Here is a 25,553-nt window from a genome sequence, read left to right on the forward strand (position 1 = left end):
GCTCAGTACGCTGCCCATTGCCTTGAGTCTGCTCAGTTGGCGCGCAGCCGTGGTTTTGCGGCGCCACACCTGAACGCGCTGCCGGGCTCAGGCAAACACCGTGACTGTTTGCCGACTCAGGGCAATCAACTCGCCCGTTGGCCCCCACAACGCGGCGGCGACATGGCCGTAACCGTCACGCGCATGTTCGATCTCTGCGCGGTACAGGCACCAGTCTGTACTCACCAGCTCTGGCAGAGGCTGCACAAACTCGATCGTCCAGGTCAACGAACTACCCGGTGCTGGAGCCTGCAAATGAGGCAGCACAGCAGGAGGCCAGGCATCGACCAAAGCCAGTAGATGAGCCTCACTCAGCGCCTCTGGCTGCGTCAGTGTTTCCTCTCGCAGGCGTACCCACCCCCCCATCTGCCGGGACTTGGTGTTGCTGAAAGGTACTCCGCCAATGCCCCAACGTATTGCCAGGTGGCGGGTAAATTCGGGGGTCACGCTGGGAATGTAAGGCAACTCCTGGCAGCGCTCAGCAGGTTCGATCTGCGGCGCAGGCAACGGCGCGACATCCACGACCGAGGCGCGCGATGCGCCAAAGCTACCCTGCACCAATGTCACCACCTGACCGTCTTGCAAAACCCGCAAGGCCATCTGACTGACCGCCTTACCCTCACGCAAGACCTCAGCCACAAAGCTTACCGGTGCTTCTGGTGCAACAGGCCCGACGAAAGTAATTGCCAGCGAACGTACTGGACGTCCTTCAGGCACTTGAGCACGCATCGCCTCATAGGCTAGCGCCACGACCAACCCGCCGAAACCGGCGCGTCCCTGTGCCCAGCTAGCGGGAATGACCACTGCATCGGGTTGTGTACGCACTGCTTGAAGCAACTCACTGAACGTCATGACGACCTCGATTCATAAAAATGCCCCTGATCTTAAATGAAGAGGTCCATCGGCTGGCACGGCATATCGGGCAAATTTTCGGCGAGAATGTCGCTTATTCATCCAGCGGGAAATCGCCCAGCAACCTCAGCAGCGCCACGTCGGCCTGCTCGGCCTTAACCGCCAGCGCCTCGCGCCACAGTGGCTGACATGCGTGCAAGCCTGGCTCGCTCTCGGCCAGAGCCAGCCATTGCAGGCGATCATGCCAATCACCCAGAGCGCTCTGCGCCGACCTCAAACGCTTCAGCGCAGCAGCATTGATAGCACTTTGTCGAACATAGGCCTCAGCGCCATAACGCACCCGCTTGATCAACAACCGCAACTCATGACGATCCTGCTGCGGCTCACGCAGGGCCCGCGCCAATCGCCCTTGCTGTTTATGCAGTTGGCGCCGGATGCGCTTGTTCAGGCCATTGAGCTGCCCCTCTCGCTCAGCCTGACGCCAGCGGCCAGGCCAGGCGTCAAGCAGCGCCAGCAGTTCACGTAATTCAGACGACTCGGCGATCACGCGATAGTGACTCTGGCGCATGCCGGCCATCGCCTGGGCCTGCTGCGCATACCCAAGTTGCTGCAATTGGTTCAGAAGCACCTCGCGGTCACGCACCGGGCCACTCAGTCGCCCCAAGGCACCCGCCGTCTGCTCCAGCAGTGCCACGCCGGGCAACCCGCGTAATGGCCGGAGAATGCTGCGCAAACGGCGCAATGCAATGCGCAGATCATGCAAAGCCTCATCATCGGTCACCGCCAGCAATCGCTCGCGACAGGCATACAGGCGCACCTGCACACTAAGGATGCGAGCAATGTCCCGCTCTACGGTACTTGTCATCGCGGTTCTCCCAAATGCCTGCGCGCGGCCCGCCAAGGCATGGCTCGACGTAGCGCACGTAGCGCCTCGCGAAGCTCACCCGGTGCGCTGCTCGTCTCGGCATACTGCTGACGTTCGAAACAGTTGGCGAAATGGCGGATCGCCGCAGCCTGTTCCGGCAAGGCACCTGCCGCGCGCTCGGAGAAGGCGCGCGCGCCCTCGCCGGGCGCCCGACGTAACCCCTGCCGATAGAGCAAGCGCTCGAAGCGTCCAAACAGCGCCTGCATGGGGTCACGCCGCTGTTGCCAGGGTTTGAGCAGCCACAGTGCCAGTGCCCCCAATAGCAGCCCACCGATGCTCAGCAGTGCCAGCGCCAGGCGTTGCCAGTCAAGGTTGCCCAGCCAGCTCTGGAGCAACTGCACCTGCTGCTCGCCCTGATAGCCAAGCACCCAGCGCTGCCAGCCATAGTTGAGACTGTCCCATTGCAGACGCAGTTCGTTGAGCCAGGCCAGTTCACGGTAGCGCAACGGTGAGAAGGGCTGATCATCGAGAAAACGCTCGTCGGCACCGAGCGCTTCAGCCAGGCCCTGCTCGATACGCTGCGGCGCGACTTGAAAGGTGGGGTCAACGCTGCGCCAGCCCTGCCCCTGCACCCAGTACTCGACCCAGGCATGAGCATCGAACTGACGCACCTGCACATAGTTGCCGTCGGGGTTCGGCTCACCGCCTTGATAGCCAGTTACCACGCGCGCCGGAACCCCTGCCGCGCGCAGCACGAAGGTCATCGCCCCGGCATAGTGAGCACAAAAGCCGCGGCGTGTGTCGAAGAGAAATTCATCGATGCTGTCACGCCCCAACGGTTGTGGGCGCAGGGTATAGACATAGGGTTCGCGGTTGAAATGGCTCAGTAGCGCCGTCACCAGCGCTTGATCATCGGCATACTCGCGGCGCAGCTCTGCTGCCCATTGGCGACTGCGCGGGTCGCCCTCGGCTGGCAACTGCAGCGCTCGGCGCAGCATCGCGGCGTCGGCCTGCGGCTCACGCAGTGCTTGCGGCCATGAGCGTGCCTGGTATAGCAACGGGCGATCGACCGGGCGCACACGTTGCCAGCGAAAGTCGCTCATCATGCGGCTATTTTCAGCACCGGCCTCGGCAACATCGAGGGTCAACAGCCAAGGCTTGCCGCTGGCCTGCATGATGATGCTGTAATCGATCGCCTCACCGCGTTGCTGCCACTCAGGCGCCCGCGGGATAGCTGCATAACCGGACTGCGACCAGCGCCTGCCATCGAAACGCTCCAACGTAAGCGCACGCCAGTAGAGCTGCTCACGGGGAGGAATCGCCCCCGTAAAACTGGCCCGAAACACCAACTCAGGCGAGCGGCTGAGCTCGGCAATTTCCGCAGGCTCCATACTGTCGGAAAGCCCGGTGACGCCCTTGTCGCTTGGCATAGGCAAGCTCCACAACGGCCCCAACCGGGGAAAGAACAGGAACAACAGCAGCATCAGCGGCACCGCTTGCAACATTAGGCTCGCGGCCAGCCGCAGTGTTGCCCAGGGCCTTGCAGCAAAGGCGCTCTGCTGCAAGCCAACCAGCGCCGCTAATAGAGCCAAGGTCGGCAACAGGCTATAAAGCGCCGCAACGATGCCGTCATCGAACAGATAAGCCGTGACCACACAGAAGAAGCCGAGAAAGATCAACACCAAGGCGTCACGCCGCGTCTGCATTTCCACCAGTTTGAGGATGAATGTACTGATCAACAGCACCACGGCGGCATCGAGCCCGATCAGCGTACCGCGTGACAGCAGGATGCCTGCTAGCACGGCCAGCAAAAGCGCCCCCTTGGCCAAGCCGCCGGGGTAGCGCAGGCGCATACGGAAAATCTGGATACGCCAAACGGCAGCCAGCAGCCACAGCCCGACCACCCAGAGCGGCAAATGCAGCAAATGCGGCAGAATCACCAATACCTGGGCCACCAGCAGCCAGATCAGGGCAATGCGCGGAATCAATGCCGCGCTCATGCCGCTACCTCACCGAACAGAGCCAGTGCACGCAAACAAGCCTCGCGATGCGCGTCACCTTGATCAGGCTCCATCGTTACCCTCGGCAGGCGCAGGCCAAATGGCTGCTGGCGTTCGGCAAGTTGCACCACCCAATGACTGAGCAGCGACAAACGCGTTTCGACATCACCCACCAAGCTGTCGAAGTCCAGCCACAGATCACGCCCTGCCAGAGAGGCAAAGTCTTTTACCTGCAAACCGTGGCCACGCGAGTATGCCTTCCATGCCAGGCGCCGCTTGGAATCGCCGGGCTGATAGCCGCGCAAGCCCTGAAAGTCGTCCGCGCCCTGGCCTCGCGCCTGCAGGCCTTGCTCTTCGTCTTCGCTGGCACCAGCAGCCAGCGGTAACTCACCGGCAAGCGGACGCGGATAGACCAACACCGACTGATCCAAGTCGACCCAGCTCCAGGCAACCAGCAACCCCAACGGGAAACGGCTCTCAACGCATAGACGTGGTGCCCGCAACCAGCCACGCCGCTCGGCGCTCAGGCTCAGTTGCACTTCGCTCACCCCATTGGCGGCTACGTCGACCTGTTGTAATTGCGCCGGCGGCCAGCCCAGCGCCACAGCCTGGTGTTCACGCCCCAGACTCTCCAGGCGCACACGGAACATGGCCTGCTCCCCCATGAAAACCGCGCGCCCACCTCCAGCCTTGAGCACCAAAGAAGCCAGGTTGCGATAGGTATGCAAAATGGCCACCACGAATATCGCGGCCAGCAGGAAGGTCAGCGCATACGCCAGACTGTTCTGATAGTTGATCGCCACCAAAAGCATCAAGAGCAACACCAGGCCGAATGCCACACCCACCCCAGACGGCACGATGAAGATGCGCCGCTGATTGAGACGTACGCTGGCTGCAGCCGGCATGCGCCGGGCCAGCCAGCGGCGCCAATAAGGCTTGAGCGAGGCCAGCATCAGAGCGCCGGAACCTCACGCAGCAGCCACTGCACCAAGGCACCACCGCCGTGACCGGTCGGGTCGGCGCGCTCGCGCAGACGATGGCCTGCCACCGAGGGCAATACGGCCTGCACATCCTCGGGGATCACATAGTCGCGCTCGGCCAGCAATGCCCAAGCCCGCGCCGCTGCCAACAAGGCCAGGCTGGCACGGGGCGACAGGCCCCAGGCAAACTGCGGCTGGCTGCGGGTTGCTTCGACCAGGCGCAGCACGTAGTCCACCAACGCATCACTGGCTCGAACCTTGGGCACCTCAGCCTGCAGGCGCGCCAGTTCGGCATGATCGAGTATGGGTTCGAGACGCGGCAGCAGATCACGTCGCGCATCCCCCAGAAGCAGCGCCCGCTCAGCCGCCTGCGCCGGATATCCCAGCGACAGACGCATAAGAAAACGATCGAGCTGCGACTCGGGCAGCGCATAGGTGCCGCCACTGCTCACCGGGTTCTGAGTGGCGATCACAAAGAAAGGCTCCGGCAAAAGGCGCGTGGCGCCCTCGATGGTCACCTGCCCTTCTTCCATGGCTTCGAGCAGAGCACTCTGACTTTTCGGGGTGGCGCGGTTGATCTCATCGGCCAAGATCAGCTCGGCGAAAATCGGCCCTGGATGAAAAACGAACTGTCCGCTGTCCTTGTCGAACACCGAAGTACCGAGAATATCGCCCGGCAACAGATCTGAAGTGAACTGGATACGCTGAAAGCTCAGCCCCAGTACACGGGCCAGCGCGTGGCTGAGTGTGGTTTTGCCCATGCCGGGCAAATCTTCGATCAACAAATGCCCCCGCGCCAGCAAGCAGGCCAGAGCCAGACGTACCTGCCCCTCCTTGCCCAGCAGCACATGGTTGACCGCATCGAGACAGGCATCGAGTTTAGTTCGCATCATCGGCTCCCCAGATCCAGACTACCGATGCTACTGGGCTGGGCGAACCTGGCAAAGCGCCACGTAATCTTTGCTGACGAAACTGTGATGGCAGCGCTCTTTCAGCCGCGCAGCGCGCTGTATTCAGAACCTGAATTGCCCAGCCAGGCCCTGCAACTCACGCCCTAGATCGGCTAGCTGCGTACTGGCCTGCGCCGTTTCGTCCATCGCTAACGCCGACTGATCAGCGATGTCACGAATGGAGGTCACGCTACGATCGATTTCCTCAGCCACAGCGGTTTGTTGCTCGGCGGCAGCGGCGATCTGCTGATTCATCTCGAATATCTGCGCCACCGCTGTGGAAATGGCGTTCAAAGCACTCTCGGTCTGGTTCGCATCGGTCACGGTGTGAGTCACCAGGCTGGCGCTTTGCTGCATGTCTTGCACGGCGCGCTGAGTGCCCTCGCGCAGCGTGACGATCAGCGCCTCAATCTCGGCGGTCGATTGCTGTGTGCGCCGCGCCAACGCTCGCACCTCATCAGCGACCACGGCAAAGCCACGGCCCTGCTCGCCGGCTCGCGCTGCTTCAATCGCAGCATTGAGCGCCAGTAGATTGGTCTGCTCGGCAACACTTTTGATCACGTCGAGCACCGCCTCAATACGTTGTGCATCCTGACTCAAGCTGGCAATGCTCGCTGTCGTCGCCTCCATGGCACTGGCCAGTTGATCGACACGCAGGCGCGTCTGCCCGACCACCTCACTGCCATCGCTTACACGCGCCTCGGCATTACGCGTGGCCATGGCCGCCACCTCGGCGTTACGCGCGACCTCATGCACCGTAGCCGCCATCTGGCTCATGGCCGTGGCGACCTGGTCGGTTTCCGATTTCTGCCCGTTAACACCCTGGCGCGTCTGCTCGGTGATGGCTGAGAGCGCTTCAGCTGAGGCGGATATACGCTGTACCCCGCCTTGCAGACGGCCGACCATATCGCGCAGGTTGCTGGCCATGACTTGCATCGCCGCCAATAACTGGCCCACCTCATCGCTACGCGTCACGTCTAGTTGCACACTCAGATCGCCCGCGGCAATACGCTCAGCCTGAGCGATCACCTGTCGCAAGGGACTCACGATCAACTTGCTGATAAGGAGCGCCGCACATAGGCCCAGCAGCAAGGCCAGTGCCGCGACCAATACGATCAACCCACTGCTGGTGCGCTGCTCACCATGCATCACTTCGCGTTGAATACTTTGCGCTCGCTCAAGCTGAGCCAGCATGGCCTCGGCGCTTTCCAGCATCTGTCGGTAATCTTGCTTCTGTTGCTGCAGCAGGTCGGAATATTCCTTCAGGCGCTCATTGAAGGAATCGACGTTAACCACCACGTCGCCCAAAATCGACGAGTAGCCGGGGTCTTCCAAGGCATCGCGCAAACTGCTCGCAAGCTGCTGTGCCTGGGCAGCCTCGGCGATCTGCTCCGCGGCGACCTCGCCACTGCGGCGACTGTTCTCCAAGCGCTGTCGTGCCTGTTCCAGTGCCTTCAGCAAGAGCTGATGAACCTTGCCCACCTCCACGGCCTGCTGTACCGATAGCTCACCCGGCTGAGTCTGGCTCGACTTGAGCAGATCGATACCGTCTTCGGTCAGCCCCTCCTGCAGCAAGTCAAGGCTGTTCGAAGCGCTCACCACCAGCCAGCCTGCAGCATCGAGCGATAGCTGCATGCCATCGGTCTGCGCCACGTAGTGCTTGAACACCGCGCGGTACTGCGTCAGTAACGGATCTAACTGCACCAAGGCCTCAGCACTGGCGGCGTCCAACTCTTGGCGCAAAGCCTGGCTGTTTTCTACGATACGCTCAGCCTGCTGCTCAAGGCGCTCAGCCTGCTGCTTGTCGCCACTCAGCGCGAAGCCCTGTTCAATAACGCGCATACGCAGCACCTGATCGCTCAGTGCACTCATGCGCTCCAAGCGTTCAGCACCTGCATTAACTTCGCGTAACGCCAGCAGCCCCGCCAATGCCACCAACGCTGTGAGCGCCAGCACAAGGGCAAAACCCAGCATCAGCTTGCTGACAGTGCTCAAACTGGCCACGCGACTGCTCAACGACGCTGCCATCGCCTCCACTCCCCTGAACGGCCAAAGGCTGACATTAGGAGTCTTGAGCTACTGGCGACAAGCCATTAGGCAAAAGTTTGACCTTAATAGCTAAAACGATGTCGTTTTTAGCACACCGCCGTCAGGGACGTTGCAATTGGAACCGCTCGGTGGTGCGGCAATAGGCGCTGCCGCCCAAGCGCCCGACCAAGTCGAGCTTCTCTGGATCAATACGCCCCTGTTCATTGAGCACAGCATCATCGATATGCGCCAGTAGAACCTCGGCGAAGATGAGATGGCAGTTGGGGCGCTGCGCCGGATAGGGCTGGATTTGCGCCACGCGGCACTCGAAAGCCACTGGCGCCCCAACCACCCTCGGCACCTGTACGAGTTCGCATGGCTGACTCGCGATTGCGCACTGGGCAAACTCGCTAACCTCGGGAGGCAATACCGCAGCGCTGGCATTCATCGCCTCGACCTGGGCATAGCTGACCAATTGCACCACCAGCTCACCGCTGGCCTGAGCATTACGCAAACTGTCCTTGAGGCTACCGTCATCACGGGTATTGACGTTGATCAGCAGGGTTGGCGGGTTATCGCTGATGACTTGAAAAAAACTAAACGGAGCGAGATTGGCCACGCCCTCAGGCGAGCGCGTAGAAACCCAGGCGATAGGACGCGGGGTAACGCTAGAAGCCAGCCAACGGTAGGCCTCCAGCGGGCTCAAAGCAGAGAAATCAAGCTTCATCAGCGCCCCGCCCGCGATTCACGGATGTAAAACCGTGCACGTTCCGACTTGCTGGTGCAACCCTCGTAGGCCTCGAACTGCTGCTGCGTCTTGGCGGCGGTCAAAAGCGACAGGGCCTTGGAGTAGCTCACTGTGCCGGCAAAACCTTCGGCTTCGGCGATGCTCAGTTCCTTCCAGGCCGCATCCAGTTGGTTGGCACAGGTATCACGATAAACGGTTTTACCGGCACAGCCGGTCAGTGCGACCGCCAGCAGCGGCAAACAGATCCAATGTTTCATCGACCACACTCCTCGAACGGATATGACTACGGATTTGGCCCACTTTAAGACGCTACACCCCGGCGAAAGTGCCCGACTCACGAAGCGTTTCGCTGACTCAGGTACGCCACCACCGCCTCCTGCTCACCAGCAAACTCAATACGACTGGCCTTGCTCTCGCGCTGGAACACATACATAGGATCGTAGTACTCAACCAGCAAGGCTTCGATCCAGCCACGATGTGTCTCGACCTGACCGTCATGCGCCTGCTCGGCCAGCGCCTGATCCATGATCGCGGCAAGGCGTTGGTAGCGTTCGCCACCCAGCCGACGAGTAATGTTGGCCAGGCTCTCACGCAAGCGCGCGGCGAATGTCTCGAAACCGGCCTGTTCGCCTTGCAGTGCGACAAACTCGGCGCACAGATCGACCACATAAGCCTGCAAGATGCGGCTTACGCGATTTTCCACACTGTCTTCAAGCCACACCAAGGGGTACTGCTGCATGCCCTGATACAGTGGCAAAGGTAGCGAACAACGGCCAATCAGGCGCGCTTCGTCTTCCAGCACGAACTGCTGCTGACCACGGGCGCGGCGCTTGAGCAGATCAATGGCCAGGGCATTCTCAAAATCGATCTGCGCCGGTTGCGCGCTGGCGTGTTTGCCGAAGCTAGAGCCCCGGTGATTGGCATGGTTCTCCAGATCCAGCGCGTTACCGAGCTGACTGATCACCTCGGTCTTACCGGTACCGGTCATACCGCCCACCAGTACGAACTCACACTCCTGCACCGCTTGATCAGTGGTATGCAGCAGGAAGTTGCGCATGGCCTTGTAACCACCGGCAACACGCGGATAGTCGATGCCAGCCTCGCTTTTGAGCCACTGCTGGACGATTTGCGAGCGCAGGCCACCGCGAAAACAGTACAGATAGCCGTCAGGATTGGCCCTGGCGAAAGCGGCCCAGGCTTCGATGCGCTCAGCCTTGGTGATGCCGCTGACCAATTGATGACCAAGTTCGATGGCTGCCTGTTGGCCTTGCTGTTTGTAACAGGTGCCAACCTTCTGCCGTTCGATATCGGTCATCAACGGCAAATTGACCACGCCAGGGAAAGCGCCTTTGACGAACTCCACCGGTGCTCGGGTATCCATCATGGGCCGGTCGTGCAGAAACAGATCGCTAAAATCGGTGCAGTTCTCGCGCATTAGCACACCTCGACCGCGTAACGCTGTCGCTCGGCCAGTTCGCCGATGGGGCTTAGTTGCAGACCAAGCTCGGCAGCCACGCGGAGAAACTCGGCCTCGCCCTGCGGCTCTACCGCGATCAGCAAACCGCCACTGGTTTGCGGGTCGCACAACAGCAGCTTGGCCAACTCGGGCAGCGGCGCGATGCGCTCGCCGTAGCTGTCGAAGTTGCGCAACGTACCGCCCGGCACACAGCCTTGCATCAGGTAGTGCTCGACACTGGCCAGACGTGGCACACGGGCGAACTCGACACGAGCACTCAAACCACTACCGTCGGCCATTTCCACCAGGTGACCGAGCAAGCCAAAGCCCGTCACATCGGTCATGGCCCGCACCCCGTCGAGCTTGCCGAAACGACTGCCGGGCTTGTTCAGGGTGCACATCCAGTCACGCGCCAACCCTACATCTTCATCACGCAATTTGGCCTTTTTCTCTGCGGTGGTGAGAATGCCGATCCCCAGTGGTTTGGTTAGGTACAACTTGCAGCCAAGCGTGGCGGTGTCATTGCGCTTCATATAACGCTTTTCCACCATGCCGGTAACGGCCAGCCCGAAAATCGGTTCCGGCGCATCGATCGAATGCCCGCCAGCCAAGGGGATGCCTGCTTCGTCACACACGGCGCGGCCACCGCGAATCACCTCGCGCGCCACTTCCGGGGCCAGCACATTGACGGGCCAGCCGAGAATGGCAATGGCCATCAATGGATCGCCCCCCATGGCGTAGATGTCGCTGATGGCGTTGGTGGCGGCAATGCGCCCGAAGTCAAAGGGGTCATCGACAATGGGCATGAAAAAATCGGTGGTCGATACCACACCACGCTCCTCATCGATGGCGTAGACCGCTGCATCGTCACGCGAGGCATTGCCGACCCACAGACGCGGATCAAGATTCTGCGCGCCACTGCCCGCAAGGATCACTTCCAGCACTTTGGGGGAAATCTTGCAGCCACAGCCGGCGCCATGGCTGTACTGGGTCAAACGAATGGGCTCGCTCATGAGCATGCTCCGCAGGGACGACTGGCGGCGGATTCTAGCAAAAGCCGCCTTGGCGCATGGCATTACGGCAGGTATGGTCAGTGTAGAACTTGGAGGGAGTCATCGCATGAGCAAGAAAGTAGCACTGGTGCTGGGCTCCGGCGGCGCCCGAGGCTACGCCCATATCGGCGTGATAGAGGAACTACAGGCGCGCGGCTACGAGATCGGCTGCATCGCCGGTTGCTCGATGGGCGCCGTGGTCGGTGGGATTTTCGCAGCAGGCAAGCTCAAGGAATACCGCCAGTGGACGGAAAGCCTGGACTATCTGGATGTGCTGCGCCTGCTCGATGTCAGCTTCCGCCTCGGTGCCATCCGTGGCGAACGCGTCTTCGGGCGCATTCACGAGATCGTTGGCGACATCGATATCGAACAATTGTCGATCCCCTTCACCGCTGTGGCCACCGACCTTACCAACCAGCAGGAAATCTGGTTCCAGGAAGGCTGCCTGCACCAGGCCATGCGCGCTTCGGCAGCTATTCCCAGCCTGTTCACCCCGGTAATTCAGGGCAAGCGCATGCTGGTCGATGGCGGTTTGCTCAATCCGCTGCCGATCGTGCCGGTGGTTTCCAGCCACTGCGACCTGATCGTTGCAGTGAATCTTAACGCCACCAACCAGGCTCACTATCAGCTCCCTGTCATCGAGCGCCCGGCGGCACTCAAAGGGCGCATCGACCAACTGATGAGCAACCTGGGTTCACGGCTACCAAGTTTTCGCCGCAAGAACGAGGATGACATGTTGCTACTGGCGCACGAACAACAACGCGCCGATGCCATCGCCCCGGCAGCGGCGCCGAGTCGCGACGACGACGCCGACGACGCGACACCAAAATCGGCCAGCGGCTCGCATGTGGCCGAACTCAGCGGACCGGCCTCCTTGCTGGAACTGGTCAACCAGAGCTTCGAAGTGATGCAGACATCACTGGCGCAGTACAAGATCGCAGGCTACCCGCCGGACATTTTGATCAACGTACCCAAGCGGGTGTGCCGCTTCTTCGAGTTTTACAAGGCGCCGGAGCTGATCATGCTAGGCCGTCAGATCGCCCGCGAGACGCTGGACAAGTACGAGCACGAACGCAGCTAGACCGTAACCGTAAGGCGGGTGAAACCCGCCAGCCAGCGACTGAGTCAGCCACGCGACTCCTCACCAGGCAGCGGCTTGTCGAGCGCTGCGTCGACAGGTGGCGCCTTGTCTGCCACCCAGTCGGTAAGCAGGTTGTAGGCCACGGCCAGCAAGGTCGGCCCCAGGAACAGCCCCATGAAACCGAATGCCAGAATGCCGCCGAGCACGCCGAGCAACACCACGACCAGCGGCAGGTTACCGCCGCGACTGATCAGGTAGGGTTTGAGGATGTTGTCCACCCCGCTGATGACGAAGAAGCCCCAGATACCGAGGAAAATCGCCATACCGATCTCGCCCTGCCATATCAACCAGGCCACCGCAGGCCCCCAGATCAACGGCGGAATCATGATCAGGCTAAAGCCAAAAGTCAGCACCCCCAGCAGCAACGCTCCAGGCACGCCCGCGATAAAGAAACCGATATACGCCAACAACGCCTGCGCCGCCGCAGTACCGATCACGCCATTGACCACACGCTGCACCGTGCCGGCCACCAGATCCAGATAATGGTCGGCACGCCCACCGATCAGGCGCTGCAACAGGCTATGCACGAACACCGCCAGACGCGGCCCATCGCGATAGAAGAAAAACACCAGCACCAGGCTCAGCGCCAACTCGACCATACCGCCGCCGATCCGGGCGCTACGCGCCAGCAGCCAGTTACCCACCTGCCCGAGGTAAGGTCGCAACGTATCGAAAAAAGCCGCGCCCTGCTGATCGATGGTGGTCCATATCTCCACCAGACGCCCACCTATCAACGGCAGGCTGCCCAGCCAGGCTGGTGGCGACGGCAGACCATCGACTTGGAGATCCTTGACCAGTGCGTTGGCATCCTTGATGTGGTCGGCCAGATTGAAGCCCAGCCAAACCAGCGGCACGGCCACCAATACCACCCAGCAACCGGTGAGGATACCCGCCGCGAGTGACAGACGCCCCCCGAGCCGCAAACTCAGCCAGCGCATCAGCGGCCAACTGGCGAACGCCAATAACGCCGCCCAGAACAGCGCCGACCAGAACGGCGCAAGCACCCACAAGCTGGCGGCAAACAGCGCCAGCAATAGAATCTGTACCAGCAGCCGATCATTGGTGGCCATGGCTGCGAAACTCCTCATTAACGACAAAGCGCCCGAGATGGGCGCTCTGGACAATGCTTGTAGCGAACTTCCCGACTTCAGCGCAACAGGCGAACCTGCAGTGCGCCATCGCCCGCTTCACCTAGCTCCAGTCGTGCTTCACGCACGCGCTGAGCGACCAGCCCTTCGCGCCAGGTCTCGGCGTCCTCGCCGCTCAAACTGACGCGCAGCGTGCTGTCGAGATTGAGGCTGCGCCCCAAAAGCTCAAGCCAAGCCGCATCCGGTAGCGCGTCGGTCGGCAATTGCAGTTGACCGTCCTCACGTAACTGCCGAAGCAGGGTCGCAGGGGTTGGCAGCAAGTTCCCGAGCGGGGCCTTGGCGTCGAGTTGCTCGGCATGCAGGTAGGCACGGCGATTACCCCGCGTGATGCTGTACAGCGCCACCAGGCTGTCATGCTGTGGCTCGGCCAAACGCAGCAGCGCATAAGCCTGCTGGTTATCGGAACCATAAAGTGTGGAGTTACCGAACACCGAGTTGGCCCACAAGCTGCTCGCACCACAGTCACGCCCCTGGCACCAGTACAGCAACTCAGCCCCCGCTGCATGCAGGCTCTGCCGTGCTTCGGTGAAAACCTGGTCGGCACTGTGAGTGGCTGGCAGTTCATAGGTGACGGCCTGGAAACGCCCCTGCGTCAGCACCTCGCGCTCATAGCGCAAACGCCCGCTGATACGGCGAACGGCTCCCTGGGGGTAAATGCGCTCGGCATCTTCACTGGCTTGAAAGGCGACGATATTGCTCGCGGCAACGCGCGGCAGCACATCGAGATCACGACTGCCGGGCAAATCGGCAGCCAAGACAGCAGCGCTGCTCAGTGCAGCGATCACAAACAGGCACCCGCGCACGCGGCACCTCATCGGACCAACATCGGCAAGTCGTGCAGCGCTAGGCTCAAGGCATCATGAGCGTGAGAGTTGGCGCGAATGAACGGGGTAATCATGCAATCCTCCATGGCAGACGGCCACACCTTTCCCCAGGGGCGCAGGCAAGTCAAGGCGAGCCCAGGAATGGATTGAAACAATCCGCTACACGCTGCGCGCCAACCTCGTCATCCAAGTGTAGATGATGCCCCCCTGGCAAACGGTGAATCGTAAACGGCAGGGTTTCCAGCAGTTCTCTCAGCGCTGGCTGAGCCAATAGCATGCCCTGCTCGGCCAGCACCAGGCTCACCGGGCATGCCAGTGCCTGTACGAAAGCCAGTGCCTGGGCTTGGCTCAAGCGCAAAGGCGACGGCAAGGTCAGGCGCGCATCGGTACGCCAGGTGTAACCACCAGGCACCGGCATCAAGCCACGCGCTGCCAGCAGTTGTGCGGCTTCGTAACTGACCGCCCCAACCCCTTTCATCCGCGCCTTTACGGCCCGCCCCATCTCGCTATAGACCGGCTTGCGTTTGTTCGCCAGCGCCAGCTTGGCGCGTAGCGCCTCACCCAATTTGCTCGGTGCCTGCTCAGCCTCGGCGGTGTAGGGTAAGAGACCGTCAATCAGCGCCAGTCGCTCGATACGCTCGGGCATCGCCCCCGCCAATAGCACGGCCGTGATAGCCCCCATGGAATGCCCCAGCAGGGAGAAACGCTGCCAGCCGAATTGCTCGGCGACGGTCAGTACGTCATGGGCGTAAGCCCACAGTGCGTAGTCCGAGCCAGGCGCACGGTGGTCGGAGTGCCCATGCCCGGCAAAATCCAGGGCGACTATCCGCACGCCCTGCAAGCGCGGCGCCAGCCGCGCAAAACTCGCGGCGTTATCCAGCCAGCCGTGTAAAGCGATGACCGGGCGACCATCCTCGGGACCGTACAAATGCGCCGCCAGCTCGATATGCGGCAAACGCAGGCGCACCTCCTCGACCTGGGTTGTCATGCAGAAACCTCCTGTGTGCGATCCCAACCTGTAAAAAGTTTACGCAGCAGGGCTGCAGTGTCCTGCGGGAACTCCAACGGAAACATATGCCCGCCCGGCAATTGATGGTATTGCGCATGCGGCAGTTGCCGCAGTGCACGCGCATGATGCGGCAATACCACCCGACTATCACGCCCGCGCACCATGGCCAGTGGCACCACGAGCTGACGCACCGCACCTGGCGCGGTGTGCGGCACGCTACGGTAGATACTGATTTCGGTTGCCGGATCGAAACGCAGACGCAGGCCCTGCTCCGCAGGCTTGAGGCCATGACGCACGTATGCCTCCAGGCAGTCAGGATCAAAACGCCGAAACAGCGACTTGCCAGCAAAATACTCTCGCGCCTCGGCCAGGTCGACAAACGCCTCACGCCGCCCGAGGGTACGTCCAGCCGGGGTGATGCGATCGATCAACCCAAAGCGCTTGGCCATGCGAATGACCAGGCGATCGGCAAACGTCAGCACCGGCGAGTCGAGCATCACCACGCCGCGATATAACTCCGGGCAACGCAGTGCGGCGTGATAATGCAGCACGCCACCGAGCGAATGGCCAACGCCCCAGACCGGCTCATCAAGCGCACGCAAATGATGCAGCAACTCATCGACCAGATTGTTCCAGTTGTCATCGACCGGAAACGCGGGGTCATGGCCATGCTGTTCAAGGTGCAATACCCGATAATCCGGCGCCAACTCAGCAAAGAGTTTGCTGTAGGTGGCCGAAGGGAAGCCGTTGGCATGGGCAAAGAAGATCGGCGACGACATGCACGACTCCGGCAGGAAAACATCCGTCGATTCTCCAGCAGCCCCCATCAGCGGACAATGAGCGTAACAGCCATCAATGACGACACACCGGTCAGATCGCCAGCAGCAGCCGCACAAAGATGCTCCCAGCTACCAACAAGAACACCACCCCACAGACAACATCGATGGTCGGCGCGATCTGCAGCAAGTGCTGACGCATCAACGGGCGACTGAGGAGCAGCCCAAGCACGCTGAACCAACACAGGCTCAGACCAAACAGCAGCGCTGCGCAGGCAATCTTGCCCGGCAGCGACATATCCGCTGGCACCAAACTGCTAAGCAGTGCCAGGAAGAACACCAGCGCCTTGGGATTGCCCAGGTTGGTCATGACCCCGCGCAGCCAGGGGCCGAAGGCCGACGGCGCCAGTTCGTCATCCAGGCGCAGGTTCCCGCCCCTGCCCTGCCGCCAGGCCCGCACAGCACCGATCCCCAGCCAGCCCAGATACAAGGCACCCGCAACTTGTATCAGATCGAAAAGCCATTCGGTACGGCTAAGCACAAGGGCCACGCCGCTGAGCACCAGCGTGCCGTGCAGCAGAATGCCGCAAGCCAAGCCCAGCGCACTGAGCAAACCGGCGCGCCGCCCCTGATGCAAGGCCGTACGCACCACCAAGGCCACATCCGGGCCAGGGCTGACAAGGGCCACCGCGAAGACGGCAGCGAGCGACAGCAAGACGGAAGTCTCCTGCATGGTGTTCTCCAGATCCGAAGGTGTGACGAAGGGTGAGGCGTTATCAGCCTTGACGCAGGCGCGCCGGCGGCAGCCCGTAGGTACGACGGAACAACCGCGAGAAGTGCGCTTGATCATAGAAACCCAGGCGCAGGGCGATCTCACTCAGCGACTCGCCCGCCAATACCAGCGGTAGCGCCCGTTGCAGGCGCAATTGAGTAAGCCACTGATGCGGCGGCAGCCCCGTGTGCTGACGGAAACGGCGCAGCGCCTGCCAGGGGCTCATCGCGCAGAATGCGGCGATTTCCTCCAGCGAGGGCGGATCGTCCAGTCGACTCTCCAGCCAATCGCGCAGTTGCTGCCAGGTGCGGACGTCAAAGGCGCGTTGTGGCTCCTGAATACACAATGTCGAGCCCATCTCCAGCAATTGCGCCAGCGCCTGCCAGAGCGCGCTCTCCTGGGCCAACCTCGAACCCTCGAACATCGCGGCATGAAAATGCTGTAAGCGCTGCTGCAAAAGCGGATGGCGCAAACTGGTCGTAGTCAATCTGGGCGCCCCCTGGCGCCCCTCGGTCAGGGTGCGACTGGCTTCATCGAGCCAATGCGGGTCAAACGCCATAACCCGAATGCGATAGCCAGATCCATCCAGGCAAGCGCCGTCATGAATACCCTCAGGCGCCATCAGCAAGACATCGCCCGCGCCGACATGGCGGCGCTCACCGCCATACACGTAACGATGCTGGCCCTGAACCAACATGCCGACGTGGTATTCGAGGTGAAAGTGCCGGGGAAAAGCAAAGCGCCGGTATTGGGCGTCGATCAGGCGAACGCCGGGCAAGCTGCTTTGGATGTGATTGATCTGCTCCATGGCGCCTACTGTAGCGCCATGGAACGTATGGATCTTGGATGAAATTGCAGGGCGCGGCCTGCGCAATCAGTGCGGATGATGCAAAGCCAGCAATTGCAGCGAGCCCGCTGCCATCATCTCGCCCTGCAGTTGCGCCAAACTGGCCGTACGCATGGGCAATGGCTGCTGACGATGACCGTAGAGCAATAAACCACCCAACTCGCCGATCAGCGGCTGGTGACTCACCAACAGCACATTCTGCCCGTAATAGGCATCAAGCTGGCGAATCGCCTCGCGTACATCACTGCTCGGCGTCAGCCAGGGCGCCGTGATGATCGAGCCGTCGAAACCCAGTCGCTCGCGCACCACCTGCGCCGTTTGCTGAGCACGCACATAAGGGCTGACGATAATTGCAGCCAGCGGCTGGCCAAGTAGATGAGCAGCACTTTGCAGCGCCTCCTGACGCCCCAAATCGGTCAGTTCACGCTGTGCATCACTGGCAGCATGCACCTCAGCCTGCCCATGACGCAGCAACCATAACGTCACAGCTTGGGCTCCTCATCACGCGCAGGATGGGCTGCAGGCGGCACGCTGTGTGCTGCTTCACCATCAGGCGCTCGCGGCGTCGGCCAATCGGCGAAGGGCCAGGGCTTCTCGTCAGTGTTGAAGGTACCAAAGCGGCCAATCTGCGCCAGGTACTGACTGAGGCTGTCGCCAAAGCCCAGCAGGCTGGCGTTCGGCGCCCCGTAGAACAGGCGATAGCCCAATTGCAACAACACCACAGCGCCCAGCACCAGCTCGGCCAGTTGCCAGACAATGACGAAAATCACCATCCACAGCATGCGCAGTAGAATTGACTCGCGCTCCAGATCCCGTTTTTCGTCGCTCATATGGTGCTCTCCTTAGAAACCCGCAGTAGGGATGAAATCGACATCGGTTTTCGGCTCAGCCGTCATCAGCAGCTCGATGACTTGAGCCAGGGTGCGCCCTTCGAAAAGAATCGCATACAGGCCTGCGACCAAGGGCATGTAAACCTCCAGCTCCTCTGCTCGGGCCTTGAGTACGCGCAGCGTGTTGACGCCCTCGGCGACCTCGCCCAAGCGCTCGACGGCTTCTTCGAGGCTGAGCCCCTCGCCCAAGGCGAAGCCCACCTGATAATTACGGCTCTTGGGCGAGGAACAGGTGACGATCAGATCACCAACACCCGCCAGCCCCATAAAGGTCATGGGGTTGGCGCCGAGCTTGACCGCAAAGCGAGTCATCTCGGCCAAGGCCCGGGTAATCAGCATGCTCTTGGTGTTCTCCCCCATGCCCAACGCAGCCGCCATCCCCGACATGATGGCATAGACGTTTTTCAGCGCGCCGCCCAGTTCCACACCGAAGCGGTCGGCACTGGCGTAGACACGGAACGTGCGACCATGCAGAGCCTCCTGAACGCACGAACACAGCGCTTCGTCCTCACTGGCGATGACGGTGGCAGTCAGCGCGTGATCAGCCACTTCCTTGGCCAGGTTCGGCCCGGACAGCACACCAATGCGAGCGTCGGGAGCGATGTCCTCAAGGATCTGACTCATCAGCTTGAAGGTTTTGGCCTCGATGCCCTTGGTCGTGCTAATCAGCATCTTGCCTGCCAACTGTGCAGCGACCGGCTGCAGGGCATCACGCAGAGCGCTGGAAGGCAGCGCCACCAGTACCAGTTCGGCGCGCGCCAATGCCATGGGCATATCACTGGTCGGTTCGATGCCAGGATGCAGCTTCACGCCCTTGAGATAGCGTGGGTTCTCACCATTGTTACGCATTTGCTCGGCCTGCTCGGGATCGCGCATCCACTGCAGAACACGCTGACCATTCTCTGCAAGCAGGTTGGCCAGGGCGGTACCGAAGCTGCCGCCACCGAGTACGGCGATAGGGAGTGACTCAGTCATAAAACATCCGAATAGGGCCAGCCAGACTGGCGATATGCAGGCATTATACGGAGCCGAGAGTTACCGGCCAGGGCAAAAGTTCAGTGCACACACCGCGCAACCGGCAATAAACGAGAAATGCCTCCACTCCTAAGCAGAGGACGCTGGCAAAGCTATACGGGTCGGTTAACATGCCCGCTTGACGTTTTTCGCCAAGGACGGATTCGTGCCTGCTGGTCGTGCTCTGCCCCCTTACATCGCACTCACGCGTTCGTGCCCCCCTCACGCTGGGAATCTTCAGCCATGAGTCAGCGTCGCGGCTGGAACATTCATACCCGCACGCAACTGATCAGCGTCGGCCCCGCCCTTTTATTGACACTGCTACTAACCAGTTTTCTCACCTTCACCCGGCTGCAGGATCTGCGTCAGGAGATCAACCACACAGGCCAACTGATCGCCAATCAACTGGCACCTGCCACCGAGCAGGCGGTGCTCAATGACGATCGCCCTGCGCTCGAACGCCTACTGCTGGCCACACTGGAGACACCTGACGTACGTTTCGCCGAGGTGCGCGGTTACAACGACGACATTCTGGTTTATCTGGAACGGCCCAAAGCACAAGACCAAGCCACCGGGCATGTCGAAGTGTTCCAGGCACCTATCCGCTTGCAGCGTCTGCAGCCCGACGACCAGAAACTCGGAAGCGGTCACCTGGGGCGTGTTGTCGTGGCGATGTCCAACGACACCTTCAATGCGCGCCAACAGGAGATTCTGTTAAAGGCTGCGGTGCTGTCCCTGCTCGCCTTGCTCCTAACCTTTGTGCTGGCAAGACGCCTGGCCAGGCGCCTTGCTCAACCCATCAGCGCTATGGGGCAAGCCCTTGAGCGCATTCAAAATGGCGACTATAGCCAGCCTCTGCGGGCACGGGGCAACGACGAACTGACCGACCTGGCACGTCATATCAATAACCTTGCAGCCACGCTGGACAGCAGTGCTCGCGAACAGCAACAGGCCATTGCTGAACTGATCCAGGCGCGCGAGGAGTCCGAACAAGCCAACCGTGCAAAATCCGACTTTCTGGCCATGATGAGCCACGAACTGCGCACGCCAATGAATGGCGTTCTAGGCATGCTGCAACTGCTGGAAACCACCCAACTCAATGACGAGCAGGCTGAATACGCCGCTCTCGCCGCCGAATCCACCGAGCACCTACTCAAGGTGATCAACGACATTCTCGATTTCTCCCGTATTGAGCGCGGTGCACTGGAATTGGAGAGCATCCCCTTCAACCTGCTGGAACTGCTGCAAGGCTCGATTCAGGTTTTCCAGCACAGCGCCCAGCAGCACGGCCTATCGCTCTCGCAGTCACACCAAGCAGGCCTGGAGCACTTGGAAGTCAGTGGCGACCCCACGCGAATTCGGCAAATTCTGGTCAACTTGATCGGCAATGCGCTGAAGTTCACTGAAGAGGGTGGTATCGAAATACAGAGTTCATGGCAGCCGCTGGACGACCAGGTACTCTGGTTTACCTGCACCGTGCGCGATAGCGGCATTGGCATTGACGCCGAGCAACTTGGGCGCATGTTCGACGCCTTCGCCCAAGCCGACAATTCAATTTCTCGCCGCTACGGCGGCACTGGCCTCGGCCTGCCCATTGCGCGAACCCTCGCCGAGCGCATGGGTGGCACGTTGAACGCACAAAGCGAAGTGGGCAGTGGCTCAGTATTCACCCTGGAAATCCCCCTGCCATTCCGCCCCCAGATGGAACGTCAGACAGAGCAAGACGGTCACAACCTAGTCGATGGTGATGGCCAACACGTGCTCCTGGTCGAAGACAACCCAGTCAATCAGACGGTAATAGAAGCCATGCTGCGCAGCCTGGGCTATCAGGTGACATTGGTAAGTGACGGCCAACAAGCCCTGCAACAGGTTGAGCAGAGTGACTACGCCTTGATTCTCATGGATTGTCGGCTACCGCTAATGGACGGCTACGAGGCCACACGCCGGATTCGTCAGTTGCCGCAGCACGCACAGTTGCCGATCATCGCCTTGACCGCCAATGCCCTACAGGGTGATCGCGAGAATTGCTTGGCAGCAGGCATGAATGACTACCTGGCCAAGCCCTTTAAGCGTGCCGAGCTGCAACGCCTGCTGCAGCGCTGGTTAACATCGCGGGCATAGGCCATTTAACACTCGCAGATGACCGTGCCTACCTGTACGGTTACACCCTGCGTTAGCGCGGTTGTGGCATGTGACGTGCACACGCAGTACAACTGTACTCGCAGCACTGTGACTTTCACCACAGCGCAACAGTCTATGACTAGGCTACCGGCAGACACCCAAGCGTTACCGCCGGCCAGGACGATTCGCCCAGCCTTAGAAGCATGGGGACAATTGAGGAGCTCGCATGACAAAACCAAACGCCTATTCCCAGGAAGATCTGCTCGCTTGCAGCCGCGGCGAACTGTTCGGCCCAGGGAACGCGCAACTGCCCGCCCCGAACATGCTGATGATCGATCGCATCGTTCATATCAGTGAAACCGGCGGCAAGTACGGTAAGGGCGAAATTGTCGCTGAGCTCGATATCAACCCGGATCTGTGGTTCTTCGCCTGCCACTTCGAAGGCGACCCGGTCATGCCAGGCTGCCTGGGCCTCGACGCCATGTGGCAGTTGGTCGGCTTTTACCTAGGCTGGCAAGGCAACCCTGGCAAAGGTCGTGCTCTGGGCAGCGGTGAAGTCAAATTCTTCGGTCAGGTTCTGCCGACCGCCAAGAAAGTCACCTACAACATTCATATCAAACGCACCATCAACCGCTCGCTGATCCTCGGCATCGCCGACGGCAGCGTCGCCGTCGATGGCCGCGAGATCTACAGTGCCGAAGGCCTGCGTGTCGGCCTGTTCACCTCTACCGACAGTTTCTGAAGGACTTGCACATGCGTCGTGTCGTGATTACCGGTCTGGGCATCGTTTCCTGCCTGGGCAATGACAAAGAAACCGTGGCCAACAACCTGCGCGAAAGCAAATCAGGTATCCGCTTCAACCCGGCCTACGCTGAAATGGGTCTGCGCAGCCATGTCTCCGGCTCGGTCAATCTGAACCTGGAAGAGCTGATCGACCGCAAGATCATGCGCTTCATGGGTGATGCTGCCGCTTTTGCCTACCTGTCCATGGAACAGGCGATCAAGGATTCTGGCCTGACCCCGGAGCAGGTTTCCAACCCGCGTACCGGCCTGATCGCAGGCAGTGGCGGCGCTTCCACCTTCAACCAGATGGAAGCCATCGACACCCTGCGCGAGAAAGGCGTTAAGCGCATCGGCCCATACCGCGTCACCCGCACCATGGGCAGCACCGTTTCCGCCTGCCTGGCCACGCCGTTCCAGATCAAGGGCGTGAACTTCTCCATTTCCTCGGCCTGCGCCACCAGCGCGCATTGCATCGGCCAGGCCATGGAGCAGATCCAACTGGGCAAGCAGGACATCGTCTTCGCTGGCGGCGGTGAAGAGGAGCACTGGAGCCAGAGCTGCCTGTTCGACGCCATGGGCGCCCTCTCCACCCAGTACAACGAAACCCCGGAGAAGGCCTCGCGTGCTTACGACGCCAAGCGTGACGGTTTCGTCATTGCTGGCGGCGGCGGCATGGTCGTGGTCGAAGAGCTGGAACACGCTCTGGCCCGTGGCGCCAAGATCTACGCTGAAATCGTCGGCTACGGTGCCACCAGCGACGGTTACGACATGGTCGCACCGAGCGGTGAAGGTGCGGTGCGCTGCATGCAGCAAGCCCTGGCCACTGTCGACACCCCGATCGACTACCTCAACACCCACGGCACCTCGACCCCGGTTGGTGATGTCGCGGAAATGCGCGGTGTGCGCGAGGTATTCGCTGGCAAGGCACCGAAGATCAGCTCCACCAAGAGCCTCTCCGGTCACAGTCTGGGCGCTGCTGGCGTACAGGAAGCGATCTACTGCATGCTGATGCTGGAAAACAACTTCATCGCCGGCTCAGCCAATATTGACGAGCTCGACCCAGAAGTGGCCGACTTGCCGATCGTGCGCAAGACCGAAGAGAACGCAAAAATCGACACCGTGATGAGCAACAGCTTCGGCTTCGGTGGCACCAACGCCACTCTGGTGCTCAAGCGCTGGGCTGGTCAGTGATCTAGCGTTACGGCAATAAAGACAACGGCGCCTACGGGCGCCGTTGTCTTTTATAGTGCCCTGACGTTTCGGCTCGAACCGCAGGGGGCAGGTCATGATCGTTCCCCTGCCAAATCCCCAACAATGACTCAATGGGACGACCAAACGTCGCGTCTCGCGCCTAGCTCCACGCAAAAACAGGCGCCGTCGCGGCCGTGCACGAAACGTCAATAGCCTCTAGCAATACAGCGCAAAATACTGGCGCTGATGCAGCCACGGGAGCGTCATCAAACGCAGATACTCCTTAGACGCCCCCAGGCAAGACATCAACGATTCAACGCCTTGGCCATGGCCTGATCGACATGATGGCGCCACTCGCGGTCACGCCTGTCGTCATCGCGCCGCACCTGCCATTGGTCGACATGCTGAGCCTGTTCACACTGGCGAAAGCCGTCGTCCCAGCCTTGTGCATATAGAGGCTCTGCCTGATAACGGGTAACCGCCTTCTCGAATCCGCCCAACGGGCCCGCTGCCGCCCGCCCGCTGTTACAACCGGCCTCAAAACCATCGACGAATGCGGGCGGATAATCAGCAGCCAGCATGCTCTGGCGCAAACTCTGGCAGCCCACAACAGTGGCCAGCAACACGCCCATCAACAGCCTCTGCGCAGCACTCATTTTCAGGCACCGTCGCCCCAGTCGGAGAGCATGGCCTTGAGTTGGCACAAAGCCCAAGGACTGGTACTGCAAGCGCCGCTCTCCAAGGCGATACGCAAGGCACCGATGTCAGCATTGCGCAGGTAGCGCTCGGCATCGCCCATGCGTGCCTCACCACCAAAACCGCCGCCACGCATTTCAGCCAGGGCTTGTTCTTTGCTCCAGTCCTGATAGATCACCCGGTACATGGCCGCGATCAGCCCAGTGCGATTCTGCCCATGCTTGCAGTGAATCAGTACCGGGCCCTGAGCCTGCGCCTGACGGATACTGCGCATGACCTCGATGACATCGGCGTCGTCGATACGGTCGGTATGCAGCGGTAGATGAATCTGCCGCACTCGTGGATCACGCAGCCATTGCCCATCGTCCTGCTGATAGAAGTTGATCACCGTAGTAACCCCCAGAGTCTCCAACTGAGGCCAGTCCTGCGATTTGGGCATAGCGCTGCGGTAGAGGCCAGGCGCCATGCGGTAAAGGTTGATGTGTTTGTTCAGTGGCTGCGCCCAGCTCTGCGGGCGCACCTCCAATTCAGGCGCACTGGGATTAGTGGCGCCCAAGGCCATGCTCAAGGGCAGCGCCAACAGAGCACCGAGGAAAACCGTCGCCGCAATCGTTAGGCGCAGTAACTGCATCAAACTGTTCATTGGCCCTGCTCTCCCCATGCCAATTGCCCCTGCTGCGCCTGGGCGGCGCTCGCGCGATAGAGCACCAAACGGTAAGTCGCCAGGCAGATGACCCAGTCGATCAGCAGCGTCCATAGGTTGTGTGATAGAAAATGCGCGCCCTGCGCCATACGCCCTAGCGAGAACACCGCGCCCAGGCCGAGCGCGCATACCAGAGCGATGCGTGCCGCGCGTGGCTTGCGGTCACGCAGAACGAAAAACAATGCAATCAGCGAGAAGCCAGCCGAGGCATGCCCACCCGGCCAACAGCGCCCCGGATTAGCGGTGGGCGCACGCTCAGCCAGCAAAGGGGTGAACTGCTCCTGGCCACCGAATTCGCTCAAGCTCCAGGGGCAATGCATGCCGGTCAGCGTTTTCAGCGGCGTGACCACCGAGGTGGAAAGCCCCAACGCCAGCACCAGGTAACCCAGCGGGCGGCGCCACTGACGCATGCGCGTCGGCAGCAGGCTGAGAAGAAAACCTGCAATGGCCAGCACGCCCACAACGATGACGGCCTGTTTGGCGCGATCATGCAGGATGTCTTCCAGCCAAAAGCTGTGGCGCCCAATGAACCCCTCTCCCGGCAGGTAGAACAGATGCGCCAGGGCAAAATCCACAGGGCTCGGGTCAACCACCAGCATCAAGGCCATCAACAGCAAGGGGATGCCCAGGCCGAGACGGAAGTTGAAATCACGTGATGTCATCTTCGG

Annotated in this window: 26 protein-coding genes and 1 pseudogene; 4 read left to right on the plus strand and 23 right to left on the minus strand. The window is 60.9% G+C overall.

What is annotated here, in order from left to right; translation table 11 throughout:
• Positions 1–87: 87 nt before the first annotated feature.
• The 11 genes and pseudogenes from AERO9A_RS07585 to selD form a co-directional block, all read right to left on the minus strand.
• Positions 88–891 (minus strand): acyl-CoA thioesterase II, encoded by an 804-nt coding sequence (locus AERO9A_RS07585; RefSeq protein WP_159971293.1) that lies wholly within the window; start codon positions 889–891, stop codon positions 88–90.
• Positions 892–985: 94 nt separating this feature from the next.
• A complete protein-coding gene (locus AERO9A_RS07590; protein ID WP_159971294.1) occupies positions 986–1,756 on the minus strand; it encodes a CHAD domain-containing protein in 771 nt (256 codons plus the stop codon).
• A complete protein-coding gene (locus AERO9A_RS07595; RefSeq protein ID WP_159971295.1) occupies positions 1,753–3,756 on the minus strand; it encodes a DUF3488 and transglutaminase-like domain-containing protein in 2,004 nt (667 codons plus the stop codon). Before AERO9A_RS07595 ends, AERO9A_RS07590 begins: the two co-directional genes overlap by 4 nt.
• Positions 3,753–4,709 (minus strand): DUF58 domain-containing protein, encoded by a 957-nt coding sequence (locus AERO9A_RS07600; protein ID WP_159971296.1) that lies wholly within the window; start codon positions 4,707–4,709, stop codon positions 3,753–3,755. Before AERO9A_RS07600 ends, AERO9A_RS07595 begins: the two co-directional genes overlap by 4 nt.
• Entirely contained in the window at positions 4,709–5,626 is a 918-nt protein-coding gene (locus AERO9A_RS07605) for a MoxR family ATPase (protein ID WP_159971297.1), read from the minus strand. Before AERO9A_RS07605 ends, AERO9A_RS07600 begins: the two co-directional genes overlap by 1 nt.
• A gap of 123 nt (positions 5,627–5,749) precedes the next feature.
• The gene (locus tag AERO9A_RS22755) at positions 5,750–6,622 is read right to left on the minus strand and encodes a methyl-accepting chemotaxis protein (RefSeq protein ID WP_372239655.1); all 873 of its coding nucleotides are present in this window, start codon (positions 6,620–6,622) and stop codon (positions 5,750–5,752) included.
• A pseudogene (locus AERO9A_RS22760) lies at positions 6,605–7,714 on the minus strand (HAMP domain-containing protein); the annotation flags it as partial. The gene AERO9A_RS22755 and the pseudogene AERO9A_RS22760, both read right to left, overlap by 18 nt.
• A 121-nt stretch (positions 7,715–7,835) precedes the next feature.
• Positions 7,836–8,441 (minus strand): flavin reductase family protein, encoded by a 606-nt coding sequence (locus AERO9A_RS07615; protein WP_159971299.1) that lies wholly within the window; start codon positions 8,439–8,441, stop codon positions 7,836–7,838.
• A complete protein-coding gene (locus AERO9A_RS07620; RefSeq protein ID WP_159971300.1) occupies positions 8,441–8,719 on the minus strand; it encodes a hypothetical protein in 279 nt (92 codons plus the stop codon). The genes AERO9A_RS07615 and AERO9A_RS07620 overlap by 1 nt, the downstream gene beginning before the upstream one ends.
• A gap of 77 nt (positions 8,720–8,796) precedes the next feature.
• Positions 8,797–9,897 (minus strand): tRNA 2-selenouridine(34) synthase MnmH, encoded by a 1,101-nt coding sequence (gene mnmH, locus AERO9A_RS07625; protein ID WP_159971301.1) that lies wholly within the window; start codon positions 9,895–9,897, stop codon positions 8,797–8,799.
• Positions 9,897–10,931 carry a selenide, water dikinase SelD gene (gene selD / locus AERO9A_RS07630; RefSeq protein WP_159971302.1) on the minus strand — a complete coding sequence of 345 codons (1,035 nt, stop codon included), beginning with the start codon at positions 10,929–10,931 and terminating at the stop codon, positions 9,897–9,899. Before selD ends, mnmH begins: the two co-directional genes overlap by 1 nt.
• A gap of 106 nt (positions 10,932–11,037) precedes the next feature.
• On the opposite strand from selD, the gene AERO9A_RS07635 reads away from it, so the two are divergent.
• Positions 11,038–12,051 carry a patatin-like phospholipase family protein gene (locus AERO9A_RS07635; RefSeq protein ID WP_159971303.1) on the plus strand — a complete coding sequence of 338 codons (1,014 nt, stop codon included), beginning with the start codon at positions 11,038–11,040 and terminating at the stop codon, positions 12,049–12,051.
• A gap of 44 nt (positions 12,052–12,095) precedes the next feature.
• Here AERO9A_RS07635 and AERO9A_RS07640 read toward each other — a convergent pair whose 3' ends face one another.
• From AERO9A_RS07640 to AERO9A_RS07680, 9 genes are all read right to left on the minus strand, one after another.
• Positions 12,096–13,181, minus strand: coding sequence for an AI-2E family transporter (locus AERO9A_RS07640; RefSeq protein ID WP_159971304.1), 1,086 nt, complete (start codon positions 13,179–13,181; stop codon positions 12,096–12,098).
• Between the two features lie 77 nt (positions 13,182–13,258).
• Positions 13,259–14,074, minus strand: coding sequence for a DUF4892 domain-containing protein (locus AERO9A_RS07645; RefSeq protein WP_159971305.1), 816 nt, complete (start codon positions 14,072–14,074; stop codon positions 13,259–13,261).
• 133 nt (positions 14,075–14,207) lie between these two features.
• Entirely contained in the window at positions 14,208–15,071 is an 864-nt protein-coding gene (locus AERO9A_RS07650) for an alpha/beta hydrolase (protein WP_159971306.1), read from the minus strand.
• On the minus strand, positions 15,068–15,871 hold the full coding sequence (locus tag AERO9A_RS07655; RefSeq protein WP_159971307.1) for an alpha/beta fold hydrolase: 804 nt from the start codon (positions 15,869–15,871) through the stop codon (positions 15,068–15,070). The genes AERO9A_RS07650 and AERO9A_RS07655 overlap by 4 nt, the downstream gene beginning before the upstream one ends.
• 91 nt (positions 15,872–15,962) lie before the next feature.
• Positions 15,963–16,601, minus strand: coding sequence for a LysE family translocator (locus AERO9A_RS07660; protein ID WP_159971308.1), 639 nt, complete (start codon positions 16,599–16,601; stop codon positions 15,963–15,965).
• 43 nt (positions 16,602–16,644) lie between these two features.
• Positions 16,645–17,448: an AraC family transcriptional regulator gene (locus tag AERO9A_RS07665; protein WP_159971309.1), complete on the minus strand. Its 804-nt coding sequence runs from the start codon at positions 17,446–17,448 to the stop codon at positions 16,645–16,647.
• Positions 17,449–17,514: 66 nt separating this feature from the next.
• Positions 17,515–17,973, minus strand: a complete 459-nt coding sequence (gene sixA, locus AERO9A_RS07670) for a phosphohistidine phosphatase SixA (RefSeq protein ID WP_159971310.1) — start codon at positions 17,971–17,973, stop codon at positions 17,515–17,517.
• Positions 17,970–18,317, minus strand: a complete 348-nt coding sequence (locus tag AERO9A_RS07675) for a DUF4389 domain-containing protein (protein ID WP_159971311.1) — start codon at positions 18,315–18,317, stop codon at positions 17,970–17,972. The genes sixA and AERO9A_RS07675 overlap by 4 nt, the downstream gene beginning before the upstream one ends.
• Positions 18,318–18,329: 12 nt before the next feature.
• Complete coding sequence (locus tag AERO9A_RS07680; protein ID WP_159971312.1) at positions 18,330–19,352, minus strand: NAD(P)H-dependent glycerol-3-phosphate dehydrogenase; 1,023 nt, start codon at positions 19,350–19,352, stop codon at positions 18,330–18,332.
• Positions 19,353–19,634: 282 nt separating this feature from the next.
• Here AERO9A_RS07680 and AERO9A_RS07685 point away from each other — a divergent pair, with 282 nt between their 5' ends.
• The 3 genes from AERO9A_RS07685 (at position 19,635) to fabB (ending at position 23,486) form a co-directional block, all read left to right on the plus strand.
• Complete coding sequence (locus tag AERO9A_RS07685; protein ID WP_159971313.1) at positions 19,635–21,512, plus strand: response regulator; 1,878 nt, start codon at positions 19,635–19,637, stop codon at positions 21,510–21,512.
• Positions 21,513–21,738: 226 nt separating this feature from the next.
• Complete coding sequence (gene fabA, locus AERO9A_RS07690; RefSeq protein WP_159971314.1) at positions 21,739–22,254, plus strand: 3-hydroxyacyl-[acyl-carrier-protein] dehydratase FabA; 516 nt, start codon at positions 21,739–21,741, stop codon at positions 22,252–22,254.
• A gap of 11 nt (positions 22,255–22,265) precedes the next feature.
• Positions 22,266–23,486, plus strand: a complete 1,221-nt coding sequence (fabB, locus tag AERO9A_RS07695) for a beta-ketoacyl-ACP synthase I (protein WP_159971315.1) — start codon at positions 22,266–22,268, stop codon at positions 23,484–23,486.
• A gap of 305 nt (positions 23,487–23,791) precedes the next feature.
• Here fabB and AERO9A_RS07700 read toward each other — a convergent pair whose 3' ends face one another.
• The 3 genes from AERO9A_RS07700 to AERO9A_RS07710 are packed head-to-tail and all read right to left on the minus strand — an operon-like array spanning position 23,792 to position 25,547.
• On the minus strand, positions 23,792–24,142 hold the full coding sequence (locus AERO9A_RS07700) for a hypothetical protein (protein ID WP_159971316.1): 351 nt from the start codon (positions 24,140–24,142) through the stop codon (positions 23,792–23,794).
• Positions 24,143–24,144: 2 nt separating this feature from the next.
• Positions 24,145–24,825 (minus strand): dual specificity protein phosphatase family protein, encoded by a 681-nt coding sequence (locus AERO9A_RS07705; RefSeq protein ID WP_159971317.1) that lies wholly within the window; start codon positions 24,823–24,825, stop codon positions 24,145–24,147.
• Positions 24,822–25,547, minus strand: coding sequence for a phosphatase PAP2 family protein (locus AERO9A_RS07710; RefSeq protein WP_159971318.1), 726 nt, complete (start codon positions 25,545–25,547; stop codon positions 24,822–24,824). Before AERO9A_RS07710 ends, AERO9A_RS07705 begins: the two co-directional genes overlap by 4 nt.
• Positions 25,548–25,553: the final 6 nt, after the last annotated feature.

It is taken from the genome of Pseudomonas sp. 8Z (assembly GCF_902506535.1).
Classification (GTDB): Bacteria; Pseudomonadota; Gammaproteobacteria; order Pseudomonadales; family Pseudomonadaceae; genus Aquipseudomonas.